Annotated in this window: 7 protein-coding genes and 1 tRNA gene; all 8 read left to right on the top strand. The window is 66.2% G+C overall.

Annotated elements, in window-relative coordinates; all coding sequences use genetic code 11:
* Window positions 1-62 precede the first annotated feature (62 nt).
* The 8 genes from JQ507_29660 (at window position 63) to JQ507_29625 (ending at window position 17,070) form a co-directional block, all read left to right on the top strand.
* Window positions 63-524, top strand: coding sequence for a low molecular weight phosphatase family protein (locus JQ507_29660; GenBank protein QRI69006.1), 462 nt, complete (start codon window positions 63-65; stop codon window positions 522-524).
* Between the two features lie 187 nt (window positions 525-711).
* Window positions 712-1,341 (top strand): Maf-like protein, encoded by a 630-nt coding sequence (locus JQ507_29655; protein QRI69005.1) that lies wholly within the window; start codon window positions 712-714, stop codon window positions 1,339-1,341.
* A 63-nt stretch (window positions 1,342-1,404) separates the two neighbouring features.
* The gene (gene yacG, locus JQ507_29650) at window positions 1,405-1,584 is read left to right on the top strand and encodes a DNA gyrase inhibitor YacG (protein ID QRI69004.1); all 180 of its coding nucleotides are present in this window, start codon (window positions 1,405-1,407) and stop codon (window positions 1,582-1,584) included.
* A 140-nt stretch (window positions 1,585-1,724) separates the two neighbouring features.
* Window positions 1,725-1,800 (top strand) — tRNA-Phe (locus JQ507_29645).
* A gap of 504 nt (window positions 1,801-2,304) precedes the next feature.
* A complete protein-coding gene (locus JQ507_29640; GenBank protein QRI69003.1) occupies window positions 2,305-3,015 on the top strand; it encodes a TonB C-terminal domain-containing protein in 711 nt (236 codons plus the stop codon).
* Window positions 2,990-3,574 carry an RNA polymerase sigma factor gene (locus tag JQ507_29635; protein ID QRI69002.1) on the top strand — a complete coding sequence of 195 codons (585 nt, stop codon included), beginning with the start codon at window positions 2,990-2,992 and terminating at the stop codon, window positions 3,572-3,574. The genes JQ507_29640 and JQ507_29635 overlap by 26 nt, the downstream gene beginning before the upstream one ends.
* Window positions 3,575-3,686: 112 nt before the next feature.
* Entirely contained in the window at window positions 3,687-4,673 is a 987-nt protein-coding gene (locus JQ507_29630) for a FecR domain-containing protein (GenBank protein QRI69001.1), read from the top strand.
* 196 nt (window positions 4,674-4,869) lie between these two features.
* Window positions 4,870-17,070: a filamentous hemagglutinin family protein gene (locus JQ507_29625; protein ID QRI69000.1), complete on the top strand. Its 12,201-nt coding sequence runs from the start codon at window positions 4,870-4,872 to the stop codon at window positions 17,068-17,070.
* Window positions 17,071-17,084: the final 14 nt, after the last annotated feature.

The following is a 17,084-nucleotide window of genomic DNA, read 5'->3' as shown; positions in this document are numbered from 1 at the left end:
CCCGCTTATCGTCACTTCGCCAGACGACGGGGGCGTACCCCGGTCGAAAAAAGCCTGATCGCATGGCAGCGCCAAGCGCGCGCACCCCGCAGGCCGTGCTGTTCGCATGCGGCCACAATGCCGTGCGTTCGCCGATGGCCGAAAGCCTGCTGCAGCAGATGTTTCCGCAAGGGCTCTATGTGCGTTCGGCCGGCGTCAAGAAGGGCGAGCTCGATCCGTTCGCGGTCTCCGTCATGGCCGAGTTCGGCCAGGACATTTCCGGCCACAAGCCGCAGACCTTCGAGGAGCTCGAGGACTGGGAGGGGTTGAACTTCGATCTCATCATCACGCTCTCGCCGGAGGCGCACCACAAGGCGCTGGACCTGACGCGCACGCTCGCCGCCGATGTCGAATACTGGCCGACGCACGACCCGACCGGGACCAGCGGCAATCGCGAGCAGAAGCTCGCCGCCTATCGCGAGGTCTGCGACGGCCTCTTGATGCGCATCCGCCGCCGCTTCGCCAAGGCTGCGGCGAACTTGTGATGCGAACACGCGGCGTGTTCCGATTCGCAGGACCGCCCCTTGTCGCCAGACTGACAAACAGCTGTGCTTATGGGGCCTTGTCTCCAAGCGGGAGTACGATTCGCGACCGGTTCCAAGGTTGTGCATCCATGCCCCATCCGATAGGTTCCGCCCGCGTCCGTCCCCCCGATTCAGCCCAAAAGCCCGCATGCTAGGCCGTCCCAAATTCGTTCTTGCTTCCGGTTCGCCGCGGCGGCTGGCCCTGCTCAACCAGGCCGGCATCGAGCCCGACGCGCTGCGCCCGGCCGATGTCGACGAGACCCCGCGGCGGGGCGAGTTGCCGCGCGCCTGCGCCAACCGCCTGGCGCGCGCGAAGGCGGACGCGGCGCTGAAGTCAGTTCAGCTCGACGACGATCTGCGCGGCTCCTTCATCATCGCCGCCGACACCGTGGTCGCGGTCGGCCGCCGCATCCTGCCCAAGGCCAATCTGGTCGACGAGGCCGCGCAGTGCCTGCGGCTGCTGTCGGGCCGCAACCACCGCGTCTACACCGCGATCTGCGTGGTGACGCCGCGCGAGGCGTTCCGCCAGCGCCTGGTCGAGACGCGCGTGCGCTTCAAGCGGCTCAGCGAGGACGACATCCAGGCCTATATCGGCTCCGGCGAATGGCGCGGCAAAGCCGGCGGCTACGCCGTGCAGGGCATCGCCGGATCCTTCGTGGTCAAGATGGTCGGCTCCTACACCAACGTCGTCGGCCTGCCGCTCTACGAGACCGTGACCCTGCTCGGCGGCGAAGGCTTTCCGATCCGCCACGGCTGGCTCAACGCCGTCGCGGTGTGAGGCCGAGGAACCTCGTGCCCTCAGCGCCCTTGCATCTCGATTGATGTAAGCTACCTCCGAGCCATGACCGACCAGCCCCGAACGCCCCCGACCACGCGTGCCTGCCCGATCTGCGGCAAGCCGGTCGCGCAGGCCTTCCGCCCGTTCTGTTCGCCGCGCTGCCGCGATGTCGACCTGAACCGCTGGCTGACCGGCCGCTATGTCGTTCCCGGCCGCGAGGACGACGCGGAGGACCCGGAATAGCCAAGATTTCCCAATAAGTTGGGGAAATTGCACAGGGCGGGCCGCGCCCGGCGAAGCGTTTCGCGAAGCCGGGTGGACACAGCGCTCCGACCTCTCTATAAACCGCCCGCTCGCTCCGGCCTTTTCGGCCCAGCTTGTATGCCCAGGTAGCTCAGTTGGTAGAGCATGCGACTGAAAATCGCAGTGTCGGTGGTTCGATCCCGCCCCTGGGCACCATCCCCCTCTCTCTGACCGTAGTCCGCACGAACGGCACGCAAACGGTCGTCCCGGTGTAGCCCGAGGGCGAAGGCGGAGGTCGGTCGCCGCGTGTGGCCGGTGGCGGACATGTTTGTCGGCTGTTGACCGAGCCCTTGTCACCATCACGGTCTGCGCTCGCGATGATGGCGCTCGACTGGCGCGGCCGCTTCGCTTCATCGCCGCATGGTTGTATGCGGTGGCCGCGGTCGCGGTTTGGTGCTGCGATGCTGAAGCAGCAAGCGCTCGCTCGTCTCGTTTCGCAGGAAATGACAATCGCCTCGCGGCGCTCGTCGTTGCCGTGGTGTCGTGCAGAAGGTGCTGGCGCGATACTCAGCCGATCCCGGAAAGACCGGCTTCAGGTTCCGCGCCGCGACGTCGGTGCGCCACAATGATGGGAGACCTACGTGAAGGGGAGTGGCTCAAGACCTTTGCAGACGCTATGGGATAGGCGGAGTTCACCCGGGATAATGATGTCTGCATCTCATGCCGTTTCGGTGGCGTTTCTGGTTCTGCGGCCTTTTCTCCCTGGGCATGTTCTGGGCTTGTGCGGTATCGGCGCAAACCGCTCAACCGTCGAGCCAGGCTTGGTTCGACATTCCCGCGCAATCGCTCGCATCGGCACTAGACGCCTATAGCAAGACGACCGGCGTCGTCATCGCCTATAACGGCAATCTGGCGGTCGGCCGGGTCTCGAACCCGGTGCAGGGGCAGTTCAATCCGCAGCAGGCCATCCTGCTGCTTCTGCAGGGCAGCGGACTGGTCGCGGACTACACGGCACCCGATGCCATCGTCGTCGTTCCCGCGCCGAATGAAACTTTTGTGACGCGTTCGCCGGCGGCGATCGCGCAAGCGGCCTTGTCACAACAGAGCGCTATTGAACGGCGATATTCGGCGCTGCTACAGGAGCGGCTGAACAATGCCCTGTGCGCCCAGCGAGCGACAAGGCCTGGTGCGTACCGGGCCGCAATCAGCTTCTGGATCGGGCCGTCCGGCAGTGTGACGAGGGTGAAGCTTTTGGGGACGACCGGCGATCCGCAACGGGATGCAGCGATTGCGGAGGCGGCAAATCGCGTATCCGCGGGCGAAGCTCCCCCTGTGCAGATGACGCAACCCTTCACCATGGTGATCCTGCCCCGGGCGTCCGGCGGTACCGTCGACTGTCCGCCGGATGAAGGCGGCCGACGAGATGAGTGAGGGCGAGAGCCTCTCCAAGGCGTCGGATCATGACGAGGCCGCGGACAATGAGAGCGCGCGCACGTTGCGGGCCCTGTTGATCGAGCGCTATCAGGATTTGAAATCGCGCCTTGCGCGTCGACTGGGCTCGCTGGAATGGGCCGAAGACGCGCTGCAGGATACCTATCTGCGCCTGAACGGCCGGGAGATCGTCGGCGATGTCCGCAATCCGGCCGCCTACCTGCTTCGATCCGCCTTCCACGTCGCGCTCAATCAGCGGCGCGCCGACAACCGGCGCCTCAATGCGGAAGAGGTCGAGGCGCTGCTCAATCTGGCGGACGATGCACCCGACGCCGTGCGCGTGATCTCCGGCCGCTCCGATCTCGAAAGGCTCAAGCAGGTGATGGCGGAATTGCCACCGCGGCCGCGGGCCATCCTGCTGGCCGCCAGGCTGGAGGGGCTGTCCCGGCAGCAGATTGCCCGGCGCTTCGGCATTTCCGTGAGCCTGGTGGAGAAGGAATTGCGGAGGGCGCAGGAGCATTGCGTCGCCCGTTTCAAGAAAATCCGGCGCCCGGAGTAGAAAATTGTGCGGTTCGCGTCCTCTGGAGTGTCTATGTTACGGGAGGGCCGCCGGCTCGCCCGCAGAGCATTGCGACCACGGGCTTCAAGACGACCGGCAACATGCAACGTTGATGATTGAGAGCGACCAACATCACGACGAGCTTTCCGCGCTTGAGCGCGAAGCCCATGCCTGGATTCGTCGTCTGACGTCCGGAGAGGCGAGGGCGTCCGACGCGGCGGCCTTGCGGCGCTGGTGCGGCCAGAGCCCGGCGCATGCGGCGGCTTTTTCGGAGGCCAGCCGGTTCTGGAAGGCGTTCGGCCCCGCGGGCCAGAGCCTGCTCGCGGATTCGAGGACGACGGGCCGCCGCGCGCCCGCCGGCGGCAGGACGGCGATCACCAGCCGCCGTGCGATCATCGGAGGTGCGCTGGCGGCCACGGCAGCCGGGATCATGGTGGTGCACCCTCCGCTCGATCTGTGGCCGTCGCTGTTCGAACTGCGCGCTGATTATCGTACCGGCGTCGGCGAGCAGCGCGAGGTGGCCGTGGTGGACGGCGTCGCGGTCCAGATGAACACGCGCACCAGCATCTCGCTCGGATCGGGAGCTGCGTCCGGCACGGTCGAACTGATCGCCGGCGAGGCCTCTTTCAAGGTCGCGGATCGGCGAGCCGAGACATTCAGCGTGATCGCGGCGGGCGGAAGGACCACGTCGACGGGGGCGCAGTTCGACGTGCGCGTCGACGGGGCGAGCGTCTGTGTCACGTGCCTCGCGAACGAAGCGCATGTGGAGCATCTGGCGCAACAAGTCGTTCTCAAGTCCAGGCAGCGCGTCACCTATGGCGATGGCGGATTTGGCGATGTCGTCGCGATCGATCCGTCGATTGCCGCCGCCTGGCAACAGGGCCTGATCATCTGCAACATGACACCGTTGGCGGAGGTGATCGGGGAATTGAACAGATACCGCTCCGGCCGCATCGTGCTGCTGAATGCGGAGTTCGGGCGCAGCCCCGTCAACGGTCGTTTCAGGATCGATCGTCCGGACGAGGCCTTGCTGCAGATTGAGCGTGCGTTCGGCATTCGCGCCCGCAGCTTGCCCGGCGGGCTTGTCCTGCTTTCCTAGCGCTTTTGTCGCGCGCAACACGTGTTCCACGCGTTTCAGTTCCAGGGCGCGGCCTTGCTCGAACGCGCTCTGACGCTCGCGCGTGTGACACAAAACATTCATAAAAAACCTTTGAGGGCGTCGACGTCCGGAGGTGTCACGACAGTGAGCCCGCGGTCATCACAGTGATCGCGATTTGGCCTAGTCAGGATGCCTCATGTTCGTCGACCGTGTGATCTCCCGCCCATCGCGCGCCCGGAAAGCCGCCGACCGTTCCCGCCTCGCTCAGCGTCGGGTTGCGCCGCTGCCGCCGCGGCAGCGGATCGGATTGGTGTCCCGCTCGATGCTGCTGGCCGGAACCAGCACGCTGGCGCTGCTGCTGACCGGGCTCGAGGATGCGTCCGCGCGTCCGTTCGGCAATTTCGGAGCGATCAATTCGGCGCCGACGATCGCCAGCGACGGCGCCACCGCCGCGGCCCAGCAGGCAACCGAAGTCGCAAGGCAAAGCCAGGGCGCGCTGACCCGGGCGACCCAGGCCATCCAGGCGCTGCAGGCCGCGCAGGCGGCGGCCCGCGGCGCGGCTGCCGCCTCGCAGCGATCCACCACGCTGCCGCAGGTGGCGGTGCCGAACGGTCTTGCCGTGGGCGGGCTTCAGGTTGCGCCGGGCGCCGTGCCCGGCTCGGCCCTCTGGCAAGGCGCCGCGCTGCCGAGCCAGGCCGCGAGCGGCGGCCAGACCACGGTGACCGTCAACCAGACCGCGCCGCAGGCAATCCTCAACTGGCAGAGCTTCAATGTCGGCAGCCAGACCACGCTCAACTTCAACCAGCAGGCCGGCAACTGGACCGCGCTGAACCGCGTCGTCGGCAACACCGGGCCGAGCCAGATCCTCGGCCGCATCACCGCTCCCGGCCAGGTGCTGGTGATCAATCAGAACGGCATCATCTTCGGCGGCGCGAGCCAGATCAATGTCGGCTCGCTGATCGCCTCCAGCGCCAACATCACCGACGGCCAGTTCGGTAATGGCATCTATGCGAGCCAGAGCGGCAACGTCTATGTGCCGAACTTCACCGGCGCGGGCGGCAAGATCGTGGTCGAGAGCGGTGCGCTGATCACCACCAATGCGCCGTCCTCGGTGACGGCAGGCGGCGGCTTCGTGCTGCTGATGGGCACCGAAGTCAACAACGCCGGCGCCATCACCACGCCGAAGGGCCAGACCCAGTTCGCGGCCGGCGACGATTTCATCCTGCGCGCCGGTTACGGCACCAACGCCAACCAGAACTCGACCACACGCGGCAACGAGATCGCGCCACTGCTGCGCAGCGGCAGCAGCAGCGGCACGGTCACCAACACCGGCCTGGTGCTGGCCCAGCAGGGCGACATCACGCTGGCCGGCCATGCCGTCACCCAGGACGGCATCCTCGTCTCCACCACCTCGGTCAACCAGCGCGGCACCATTCATCTGCTCAACTCGGCGTCCGATACAAGCGGCAGTATTACGCTGACCAGTAACGGCATCAGCCTGATCCTGCCGGAGACCGATGCCGCGGCCGCGCTGGTCTCGGGCATCGATCCGACCGCGACCGCGTTCAATTCGCAGCGCGATGCGCTGATCGCCTCGGCCAAGCCCAATCTGCTGGCGGCCGGCCAGTTCGACAACCTCTCGACATTGGTGGATCGCCCCGATCAGTCGCGCATCGAGATCGTCACCGGCGGCACCATCGACTTCAGGAACGGCTCGCTGACCATGGCGCAGGGCGGCCAGGTGTCGGCTTCCGCCGGCAAGCGGGTGTTCGCCGAAACCGGCTCTGTCATCGACGTCTCCGGCACCACCGGCACCGTGCTGCCGGTGTCGGCCAATGCGATCAAGGTCAACGTCCAGGGCAACGAGCTGCGCGACAGCCCGCAGAACCGCGACAGCGGCACGCTGCTCAACAGCAACATGTGGATCGACGCCCGTGATCTCACTTTGGTGCCGGCCGGCACCGGCGGCTATGCGACCGACCGCTATTACACCGCGGGCGGGCTGCTCGAAGTCTCCGGCTATCTCAACAACACCGGCCACAAGATCGGCGAATGGACCGCGGTCGGCGGCACCATCACGCTGTCGGCGCCGGAAGTGGTGGCGCAGCAAGGCGCGCTCTTCAACATCTCCGGCGGCGCCGTGCAATATCAGAGCGGCTATGTGCGGCAGACGCTGCTGCTCGGCAGTGACGGCCGCATCTACAGTGCCGACAATGCGCCGTCCTATTTGACCTATGTCGCGGTGGCGAACGGCTTCATCGTCAATCACGCGCATTGGGGCGTCGTCGAGGTCTATCTCAGCCCGTTCGGCAAGGGCAGCAGCCGCTGGGAAAACGGCTACACAATGGGCCGCGATGCCGGCAGCCTCCTCCTTTCGACCCCGACCTCGGTGTTCGAGGGCACCATCCTCGCCAACGTGATCGACGGCGAGCAGCAGCTTGCCAAGCGGCCGGCCGGCATCACCGACGGCTACAAGCTGACGCAGACCACCGTGCCGCTCGCCGGCACGCTGGCGCTTGGGCAGTACGATCGCTATGGACTCTCCAACGCCTACAACACCGACGTGACGTTCGGTAACGTCGCGCCGGTCTCAGGCAATCTCGGTTTGACCTCCGCGCTGCCGTCCGACCGCACCAACACGGCCTGGTTCGATGCGCCGACGCTCAACAGCTTTGGCCTCGGCGGCTTCAACATCAACACCGGCAACAAGATCTCGATCAACGCGCCGCTGCAATTTGCGCCGGGCGCGCAGGTCAGGCTGACCGCTCCGACCGTCGATATCGCAGCCGACATCATCGCGCGCTCCGGCAGCGTCACGGTCAGCAACATCCTCAACACCGCAAACGGAACGGTTACGTTGACGAACGCGACCGGCGGCGCGACGCTGACGCTGGAGGGCGGCGCGACCATCGACACGCGCGGCCTGTGGGTCAATGCGCAGATCGATCCGATCAGCGTGTCGGGCCTCGGCCTGCTCGACGGCGGCAACGTCACCTTCGATTCGACCCAGAACGTCACGCTCGCGGCGGGCAGCGTGATCGATGTGTCCTCCGGCGGCGCCGTTCTCATCAACGGCAAGACGCAAGGCGGCAAGGGCGGCAACGTCACGATCATTGCGGGCCACACCCAGCAGAACGCCGGCACGCCGGGCGATGGAAATCTTGTTCTCGACGGCGCGATCCGCGCCTGGGGTGTCAGCGGCGGCGGCACGCTGACGATCTCGACGCCCGGCAACATCCTGATCGGCGAGAATGCCGAACTTGCCGGCGGTGTACTGCCCGCGGGCATGTCGGCGCCTCTGGCCGTGAAGCTGAAGCAGGCCATGACCATTCGCGCAGGCCAGCCCTTGCCGACGGCGCTGACGCTGAATTTCACCTCGCTGGTGTACGACACGCCGATACCGGTCGACGTCACGATCTCAGCGGTACCGACCGCGCCGACCGGTGCAGATTGGACCGTGCCGCAGGGCATGGATTCCCTCCAGAGCAGAGACAGCAATGGCGGGACAAGTTATTGGAGCGCAGGCAACGTGATCCCGGCCGGGACGCTCATCACCGGCTGGAGCGGCACTGGCCGTATTCCGGCGGGAACCGTCATTCCGTCCAACGTCTTCCCGAGTGGCCTTCCAATCACGCCCTATCAAGTCACTTACGCCGCAGGATCAATTCAATCCACGCCGATGACCTATCCGGTCGGGACCATTATTCCAGCCGGCGTGGTGCTGCCGCAGACGGTCCAGATCACGCCAGCACCGGCGCTCAATCCCGCGTTCTTCACCGCCGGCTTCTCCAACTACGACATCAATGGCGGGCTCGGCGTTGTGGTGGCCAGCAACACGGTGGTCGCGCCCGCGATGCCGGTCTATCGGTTCACGGCGAACAGCTATGCCGCAGCTACCGGCAGCGATCCGTCGTCGGCTCTGATGCTATGGACGCCGCCGTTGTTCACCGCGGACTCGGTCAAGGCCACGCTGACGCAGCGGGCCGGTGTCAGCGTAACCTTGCGTTCGCTGCTGAACGGAGCCGGCGGCGGCGCGATCGTGGTCGGCCATGGTGCGTCGATCACCGTCGATCCCGGACAGAGCATCAAGCTCGATGCCTACAATCAGATCACGATGAATGGCAGGCTCACCGCGCATGGCGGCGGCATCACGCTGATCAACGAGTCCGACAATGTACTGGAGCCGTCGCGCAACTTTGACACATCCGGCAACGGCCGTGCCTTATCGCTGTGGATCGGCGCGGACGCCGCGATCGACGTCTCGGGTGCGGCCTACACGGCCACCGATAACGGTGGACGGACCTACGGCACGGTCACCGACGGCGGCAGCATCAGCCTGAATGGTGGAACCGGCTTCGTGATCGTCCGGCCCGGTGCCGAACTCAATGCCGACGGCGCCAGCGTCACCGTCAACTCTGCGGCCGGGATGTCACCAAACACACCTGGCGGCGCGCAGACGCTTCCGAGCAATGGCGGCTCCATCGCACTCAGCTCATCGAGCGGGCTCTATCTCGACGGCAGCATCCATGCCGCGGGCGGCGGTTCGGGCGCGGCGGGCGGCAGCCTGTCGGTCTCCTTGCCCACCGCCGTTTTCCCGGCCGACGGCTCGGTCATACCGGCTACCGCGTTTGTGCCCAGCACGCTGATTGTGACTCAGGCGCGGCAATCGCTGCTGCCCGCCGACATCGCGCCGGGGACCGACGCTGCGAAGCTGACGTTCGGCCAAGCCACGGTCAGTGCCGACATGATCAAGGCGGGTGGCTTCGGCAGATTGTCGCTGAGCTCGGGCGACTACATGCAGTTTGCCGGCGACGTATCGCTCGCGCTTAGCCAAAGCATTACGCTCACGGCTGCCGCGTTCACATCGGCGCCGCCCGTGCCGGGCCTGCCCGTACCTGTCGGCTCGCCAAGCAAGCCGGATCCGTCCGCACCGGTCCCGACCGGCAACGTCTTGCTGTCCGCGCCCTATGTATTGCTGCGCGAACCGGTTGCGGTCGTCCCGGACAAGAGCACCAGCGGATTGATCGGCAATCCAGGTGCGGCCGGTGTTCCGACCAAAGCGAGCTTCGAGGTCGATGCCAACCAGATCGACGTTCAGGGGCTGATCCTGTTCTCCGCATCCGCGCCGAACAGCATGTATTCGCCCGGCTTTGCCGAGATCAGGCTGGTGAGCAAGGGCGATATCCGCTTCCTGGCCAGCGGCGCCGCGCAGAAGGCGACGACGCTGGCGACCGACTGGAATCTCGATCTCATTGCCGCTCAGCTCTATCCCGCCACGGGCGCCGTTGCGGTCGTCACCGCCGGGCAGAACAATTTCACGGCTGCACAGTCCGATCAGCCGCCGACGCTGACCATCGGCCGCAGCACCGACACGATTCCCGACGCACCGCTGTCGGTGTTTGGCAGCCTTGCGCTCGCCGCACCTGTTGTGGAGCAGGGCGGTATCGTCCGCGCGCCGTTCGGCAGCGTCGTGCTCGGCAACAACAATCCGTTCGACAACCGCATTCCGACACAACGGGTCGACGTGCTGCCGGGCAGCCTGACCTCGGTCTCGATGGCGGGCATGACCATCCCCTATGGCGGCACCGTCGACGGCGTGACCTACAGCTACAACGGGGCGAGCGTAAGCCGGATCGACGTGACGAACTTCGGCAATGTCGGCCATCAGTCCGGCGTCACGCTGGACGGTCAATCCATCAACGTCGAAAGTGGCGCAACGCTCGACATGTCGGGTGGTGGCGTCCTCAGCGGAGCCGCCTTCATTTCGGGGCGCGGCGGCTCGGTGAATGTGCTCAACACACCGTTGATCAATGCCAATCCGGCCACGCCTGTCAGCAAGCCTAGCGACAAGGTCTATGCCATCCTGCCTGGCTATGCGTCCGGTTATGCGCCCATCGCGCCCGAAAATGGCGCCGGGGATCCGGCCATCGGCCAGCAGATCACCGTTCCGGCCGGCGTGCCGGGCCTGCCGGCAGGCAGCTACACATTGCTTCCGTCGAACTATGCGTTGCTGCCTGGCGCCTATCGCGTTGAACTCGGCGCGGCCACGCGAACGCCGATCAACGGCGCCGTCGCGATCGGCAACGGCACATATGCGACCTCGGCGTACACCGGCACCAGCAATACCGCGATCAGGAGCGCACTTGCGTCGCAGGTGTTGATCACGCCGGGCGCGTCGGTGCGGATATATTCGCAGTACAACGAGCAGGGCTACAGCGACTTCATGATCGCCAATGCCACGCAGTTCGGCGGCGTGCGCCCGCTGCTGCCGGCCGATGGCAAGATGCTGATGCTGGCGTTCGAGCCGCCATCGACGACGCCACCGACATCGCCCGCATTGGCATTCAGCGGCACCGCGCTGTTGCAGGCCGGACCAGGCGGCTTCGGCGGACAAGTGGCCCTGTCAGGTGTAGATGAAATCTACGCCGGCTCGCCAACACCGGGTTTCGCCGGTGTATCCGTTCGCGCAGGCGATCTGGACGCGATCGGCGCTACGCGGATGATCATCAACGGCACCGATGGCATCGTTAACGGCACGATGCTCTTTTCCGGCGGAAGAGACCTCCAGGTTCGCGACGGCGTCACGCTGAGCGCCGGCGAGTTGTTCCTGGTCGGCGGCAATATCACGATCGGCAACAACGTCACGCTCAGCACCATCGGGCAGGGGCCCGCGCCGTTCGACTCCACGTCCCTTGGCGTGAGCTACACCACGGGCTCCGGCACCACAGTGCTGGCGCTGTCGAACGGCAATCTCAACTTCCTCGGCTCGAATGGCGGCGCCGGCACGATCACGATCGGCGCCGGTTCGCAGCTCTATTCCGAAGGGACGTTGGCCTTTGCCACCAACGGTGCCTCGAGCATCGATCCCACAGCGCATTTCGGATCGCGCAACATCACGCTCGCGGTCGGCAGCATCAATATCGGCGACGGCGGCACGATTGCCGCGGCCGGTGCCCCGGCAGGGTTCCTGTTCAACCAGGCGCTGTTCGATGTGCTGGTGCATGGCGACCCCAGCCATGCCGCGCCGGCGCTGGAAAAGATCACGTTGAGTGCCGCGAACTCCATCAACCTGTTCGGCGCGACCGGCCTCGACGCCACCGGCACCGGCATCGATCTGGTCCTGAACACGCCGGCGATCTACGGCTACGGCACCGCGAGTGACACCGCGACCATCGCAGGTGGCAAGATCACCTGGAACGGCATCGCCGGCGCGACGCCGCCGGCACCCGGGGCCAGCGGGCTCGGGACCGGCCTCGGCACGCTCAATCTGGTCGCGAACGAGATCGATTTCGGCATGGTCGCCTCGCTGACGTCGACGACGTCCAGCCGGGTCATCTACGGCTTCGGCAATGTCAACATGACCGGCGGCGCGCGGATCGTCTCGTCCGGCAACGGCTCGCTGTACGTCTACCAGGCGCCGAGCACGGCGGCCGGCGCCGTGTTCGGCCAGAGCGGCACCGGCGGCAACCTGACGCTGTCGACGCCGCTGCTGACCGGCGCGCAGAAGTCGATCATGAACTATACCGCCGGCGGTGCGCTTGCTGTCACCGTGCCCACAGGGCTCGCGCAGAGCGCTGCGACCTCCACGATATCAGGCGCCGAGATCGATCTGACCGGCAACAGCGTCGCGATCGCCAGCACCATTCTGCTGCCGAGCGGCAAGCTGGTCGTGAACGCGACCAACGACATCGCGATCGGCGGCAGCGGCCGCATCGATCTCTCCGGCCAGCCCTCGATGATCCAGAAGGCGACGGTCTACGGCTTCGGCGGTACCGCGATCTTCAACAGCAGCCAGGGCGGATTCACGCAGGCGGCCGGCTCGGTGATCGACGTCTCCGCCACTAACGCCAGCGCAGGGTCGATCAGCATCAGCGCCGGCAGCGGAGCGGTCTCGTTCGGCGGCCGCCTCGCGGGCAGCGCCACCGGCAACAACACCAGCGGCGACTTCAGCGTCACCGCCGCGAGCATGAGCAGCACCGATTTCGCCGCGCTCAACGCCCTCCTGACGCAAGGCGGCCTGTTCGATGCCCGCAGCTTCGACATCAAGAGCGGCGATCTGGTGATCGGCGACGGCGTCAAGGCGCACAGCGTGACGGTGTCGGTCGATGGCGGCGCCCTGACTGTCGCCGGCACGATCGATGCCAGCGGCGCGGCGCCCGGCACGATCCGCCTCTCGGCCGGCAACGGCTTGGCGCTTGCGTCGACTGCCGTACTCGATGCCCACGGCACGGTGCTGCAAACGGATAGCTACGGCCAGCCGATCGAAGCCAAGAACCGCGGTCATATCGAGTTGACCGCCGCCGGCGGCGTGCTCACGCTGTCGCCCGGCGCGACGATGGATCTCACCGCGCCGAACGGTGTCGCCTATGGCGACGTGGTGCTGAATGCCCAGCGCACCGGCGAGACCTCCGGCGATATCGCGATCAACGCCGCGGGTCCGCTCAACATCAAGGGCGCCTATAGCATCGCGCTCAACGCCTTCTGGACCTACGATCTGCCTGGCGGCAGCACCATCACCCAGGCCACGCTCGACGGGTACGACACCGCGAGCACGGCCTTCATCAGCGCGGCACTCGGCAATGCAGGATTGTCGGCGCGTGTTGCGGGGCTGTCGGCGTACGGCAGCGCCTATCATCTGCGGCCGGGCGTTCAGATCACCTCGAGCGGCGACCTGTCGACCTCGGGCGACATCGACCTCGCGACGTATCGCTACGGCGCCAATGCCGATCGCGATCCGAACTCGGCGACCTATGGCGCCGGCGAAGCGATGGCCCTCGTGATCCGGGCGGGTGGCAATCTGGCCATTCAGGGAAGCATATCGGACGGCTTCCGGCCGGCCACAGATGCTCCGGCGCTGTATTCCCCGGTGGCCGACGTCACCGCGAGTTCTGCTTTCAGACAGGTCGGCACCAACTATCTGCTGAGCATTGGTGGGACCGTGAAAACGGCCACCGCCTGGACTGTTCCAACGACGTGGGGATTGGTGCTGCCCTTCTATCCGAGGGACCCGAGCGGCCATCGCTATGCCCCGGGGCAGACAATTCCGGCCGGCACTACTCTCAGCTTCCTGTACATTCCGGCCACCAAGGCATCCTCCGTCGGCGGCGTATTCAGCTCGCCATCGGGTCCCGCCCTTCCAGCCGCACAGGGAACGTCGGCCTGGGCCGTCATGCTGCCGAGCGGCTCGCAATCGGCATCGCTGCGCTTGACGGCGGGCGCCGATCTCACTGCCGCCGACCAACGCGGCTTGCAAACGGTGGGTGCGCTGAGCGGCGCGGGCAATCTGACGCTCAACGATCCCACCTATGGCAACTTCGGCCAGGGCACCTTCTACAGTGTCGTTCGCACCGGCACCGGCAGCCTCGAGTTGCTCGCCGGCGGCAGCTTCAGCGAAGCGACCCCGTATGGCGTCTATACGGCCGGCACGCAGGCTGCCCCGGTTCTGGTCAACGGCAGCAATCCCTATGACCTGATCGGTGCGCTGCGAAGCAACATCACCCATGCCTGGTATCCGGAGCATGGCGGCGATCTGCTGCTCGTGGCGCAGCAGGATGTGACGGGTTACATCGAGACCGCCCCGGTACAAAACACCTTACGCAACACCAACACGGATCGGATCGCGAACTGGCTGCAAACCCAGGGCGGTGGCGGGCTGACGCCGGATCCGACCGCATGGTGGATCAATTTCGGCACCTTCGCCAAGACCGACGCGGCTGCAACCGGCGCCTCCCTCGTCGGCTTCCAGGGGATCGGTACGCTCGGTGGCGGCAATCTGACAGTGATCGCAGGCCGCAATGCCGGCGCATCCGGCGGCGGCGCCGCAACCACCTCGACCGGGCTCGATCTTGCGGTCGCGTCGAGCGGGCGGGTGCTGCCGGACGGGACGGTGCTGCAGACCGGCGGCGGCGATCTGACGCTGAACGTCGGAGGCATTCTCAATCCGATGAGCCCACTCACCGCGTCGGGATCCTACTGGCCGGATTATTTCGGGTCGGTCGCCGATCTGCGCGGAAACACCATTGTTCGCGCCGGGTCGGTCGGAGCTGTGCTTCCAAACGGGCGAGGTGGCGGGGCCTCGTCGGTCGATCCGCGCACGCTTGATCCATCCACCTTCAAGGATTCGATCAAGACGCTCGGCCCGACATTCACGCCGGGCGACGGCAGCGTCAGCATCACGACGCGCGGTGACCTCGTGATCAGCGGGGCGAGCGACCCCGGCATGGCCGCGCCGGTCGACGTGAATCGTGGCCTCTATACGCGGTTTCAGGTTAACGCGGACGGATCGTTGACGCCGGTGGTGAGTACCGGCGGGCTGACCAATTTCACGCTGTGGACGTCGGCCACTGCGATCAATCTCTACTCGGCGGGTGGCGATGTGGCACCAATGTCGGGAGACACCGGCGGCAAGCAGAACGCGAACGGCTTCTATCCGGGAACGCTGATCGTTGCAGCCGCCAACGGCGACATTCGCTTCAGCGGCGGATCGATCGAGATGATGCCGTCGCAATACGGCCAGCTGGAATTGCTGGCGGCAGGGTCGATCTACGGGCAGGGCCAGGTGTTGTCGATGTCGGGCGCCGACATCAGCGCGCTCGCGACGCCACGGCATCCGGTGTTCTCCACCAGCCGAGGGAACACCAACGCGTCGCCGGACGGGATTTACCGTACCAACAATTTCAACCCGCTCGCCTTCGGCGAAGACACGCCGGTCTCCAATCTGCACCAGGGTGATAGCCAGCCCGCGTTGGTCTATGCCGGCGTCGACATCGACGATCTCAGCCTTGGGGCGGCGCTGCCCATGGTCCGCAGCTCCGGCGCCGGCTTCTTTCCCCAGCACGGCACCTGGTATCTCGCGGCCAAGCCGTTCGAGGTGATTGCCGGCCGCGATATCGTCGGTCTTGGCGCGACGCCGGATGTGTTCTTCAACACCGGCCCCACCAGCGTTTCGCTGATGCAGGCCGGTCGCGACATCATCTACCAGTCGGTGGATGTGGTTGGTCCGGGCGTGTTTCAGATCCAGGCCGGCCGCAACCTGTACCAGGGCTATTATGGTACGCTGACCAGCGTCGGGGATGTCTTGAACCCTGCCAACAATGCGGGCGGCGCCGATATCGCGGTGCTGACCGGTGTCGGCGCGAACGGCCCGGATTATTCCGATTTCGCCAAACGCTATTTCGACCCGGCCAATCAGCTGGCAGGCAACGGCACGCCGCTCGCCGGCAGCGGCAAGGTGGTGCACGCCTATGGCGCCGAGCTGTTGGCATGGTTGCAGAAGCGCTACGGCTACACCGGAAGCGCGGCCGACGCGCTCGCCTATTTCCTGGCGCTGCCGAGCGAGCAACAGGGCGTATTCGTCCGCCAGGTCTTCTATGAGGAACTGACCCTCGGCGGCCGTGAGTACAACGATGCGACCGGACCGCGCTACAAGAGCTATCTGCGCGGCCGCGAGGCGATCGCGACGCTGTTCCCCGACCAGGACGCCCAGGGCAACGCGATCAACTATTCGGGTGGGCTGACGATGTTCAGCGGCTTTGCCAAGGACTACCTGGGCAATATCTATCTCGCCGATGCCGGCATCCGCACCCAGTACGGCGGCGCCATCCAGGTGCTGAATCCGGGCGGGCGGACCATCCTCGGCGTGGAAAGCGTCACCCCGGGCGCGGGCTCCGGCCTGATCACGCAGGGACGCAACAGCCCGATCGACATCTATTCGCTCGGCAGCATCCTGCTCGGCCAGAGCCGCATCATGACGACCTTCGGCGGCAACATTCTCGCCTGGTCCGCCACCGGCGATATCAACGCCGGCCGCGGCTCGAAGACCACGACGATCTTCACCCCGCCGCTGCTCAGCTACGACAGCTACGGCAACGCCACGCTCGCGCCCGCCGTACCGTCGAGCGGCGCCGGCATCGCCGCGCTCGCGACCATCCCGGGCACCCCGCCGAGCGATGTCGACCTGATCGCGCCGCTCGGCACCATCGATGCGGGCGAGGCCGGCATCCGTGTCTCGGGCAACGTCAATCTCGCCGCGCTGCAGGTGGTCAACGCCGCCAACATCCAGGTGCAGGGCACCTCGACCGGCGTTCCGACGGTGCAGGGGCCGCCGGTGGCCGCGCTGACAGCGGCGTCGAACACCGCCGCCGCGAGCCAGCAGGCCGCCGCGCCGCCGCCAAAGGGCAATGACCAGCCCTCGATCATCATCGTCGAGGTCATGGGTTACGGCGGCGGCGACGGCGCTGCGCCGGATCCCGCGCGGGACGAGCAGAAGCGGCGGCCGCAAGACCAGCACAGTTACAACCAGAACAGTGTTCTGCAGCTTGTCGGCAATGGTGCGCTTTCGGAGACGCAGAGGCAGGCGCTCACCGCGGAGGAACGAGCGAGTCTCGAGACGCACTGAAGAATAGTTTGGGG

Origin of the sequence: Bradyrhizobium sp. PSBB068 (assembly GCA_016839165.1) — a bacterium.
GTDB lineage: Bacteria > Pseudomonadota > Alphaproteobacteria > Rhizobiales > Xanthobacteraceae > Bradyrhizobium.
This window is presented reverse-complemented; position numbering and strand designations above follow the sequence as displayed.

Coding starts and splice junctions, on each gene's coding strand:
- yacG (QRI69004.1), top strand. CDS start 1,405: ATGACCGACCAGCCCCGAACGCCCCCGACCACGCGTGCCTGCCCGATC.
- JQ507_29625 (QRI69000.1), top strand. CDS start 4,870: ATGTTCGTCGACCGTGTGATCTCCCGCCCATCGCGCGCCCGGAAAGCC.
- JQ507_29630 (QRI69001.1), top strand. CDS start 3,687: ATGATTGAGAGCGACCAACATCACGACGAGCTTTCCGCGCTTGAGCGC.
- JQ507_29660 (QRI69006.1), top strand. CDS start 63: ATGGCAGCGCCAAGCGCGCGCACCCCGCAGGCCGTGCTGTTCGCATGC.
- JQ507_29655 (QRI69005.1), top strand. CDS start 712: ATGCTAGGCCGTCCCAAATTCGTTCTTGCTTCCGGTTCGCCGCGGCGG.
- JQ507_29635 (QRI69002.1), top strand. CDS start 2,990: ATGAAGGCGGCCGACGAGATGAGTGAGGGCGAGAGCCTCTCCAAGGCG.
- JQ507_29640 (QRI69003.1), top strand. CDS start 2,305: ATGCCGTTTCGGTGGCGTTTCTGGTTCTGCGGCCTTTTCTCCCTGGGC.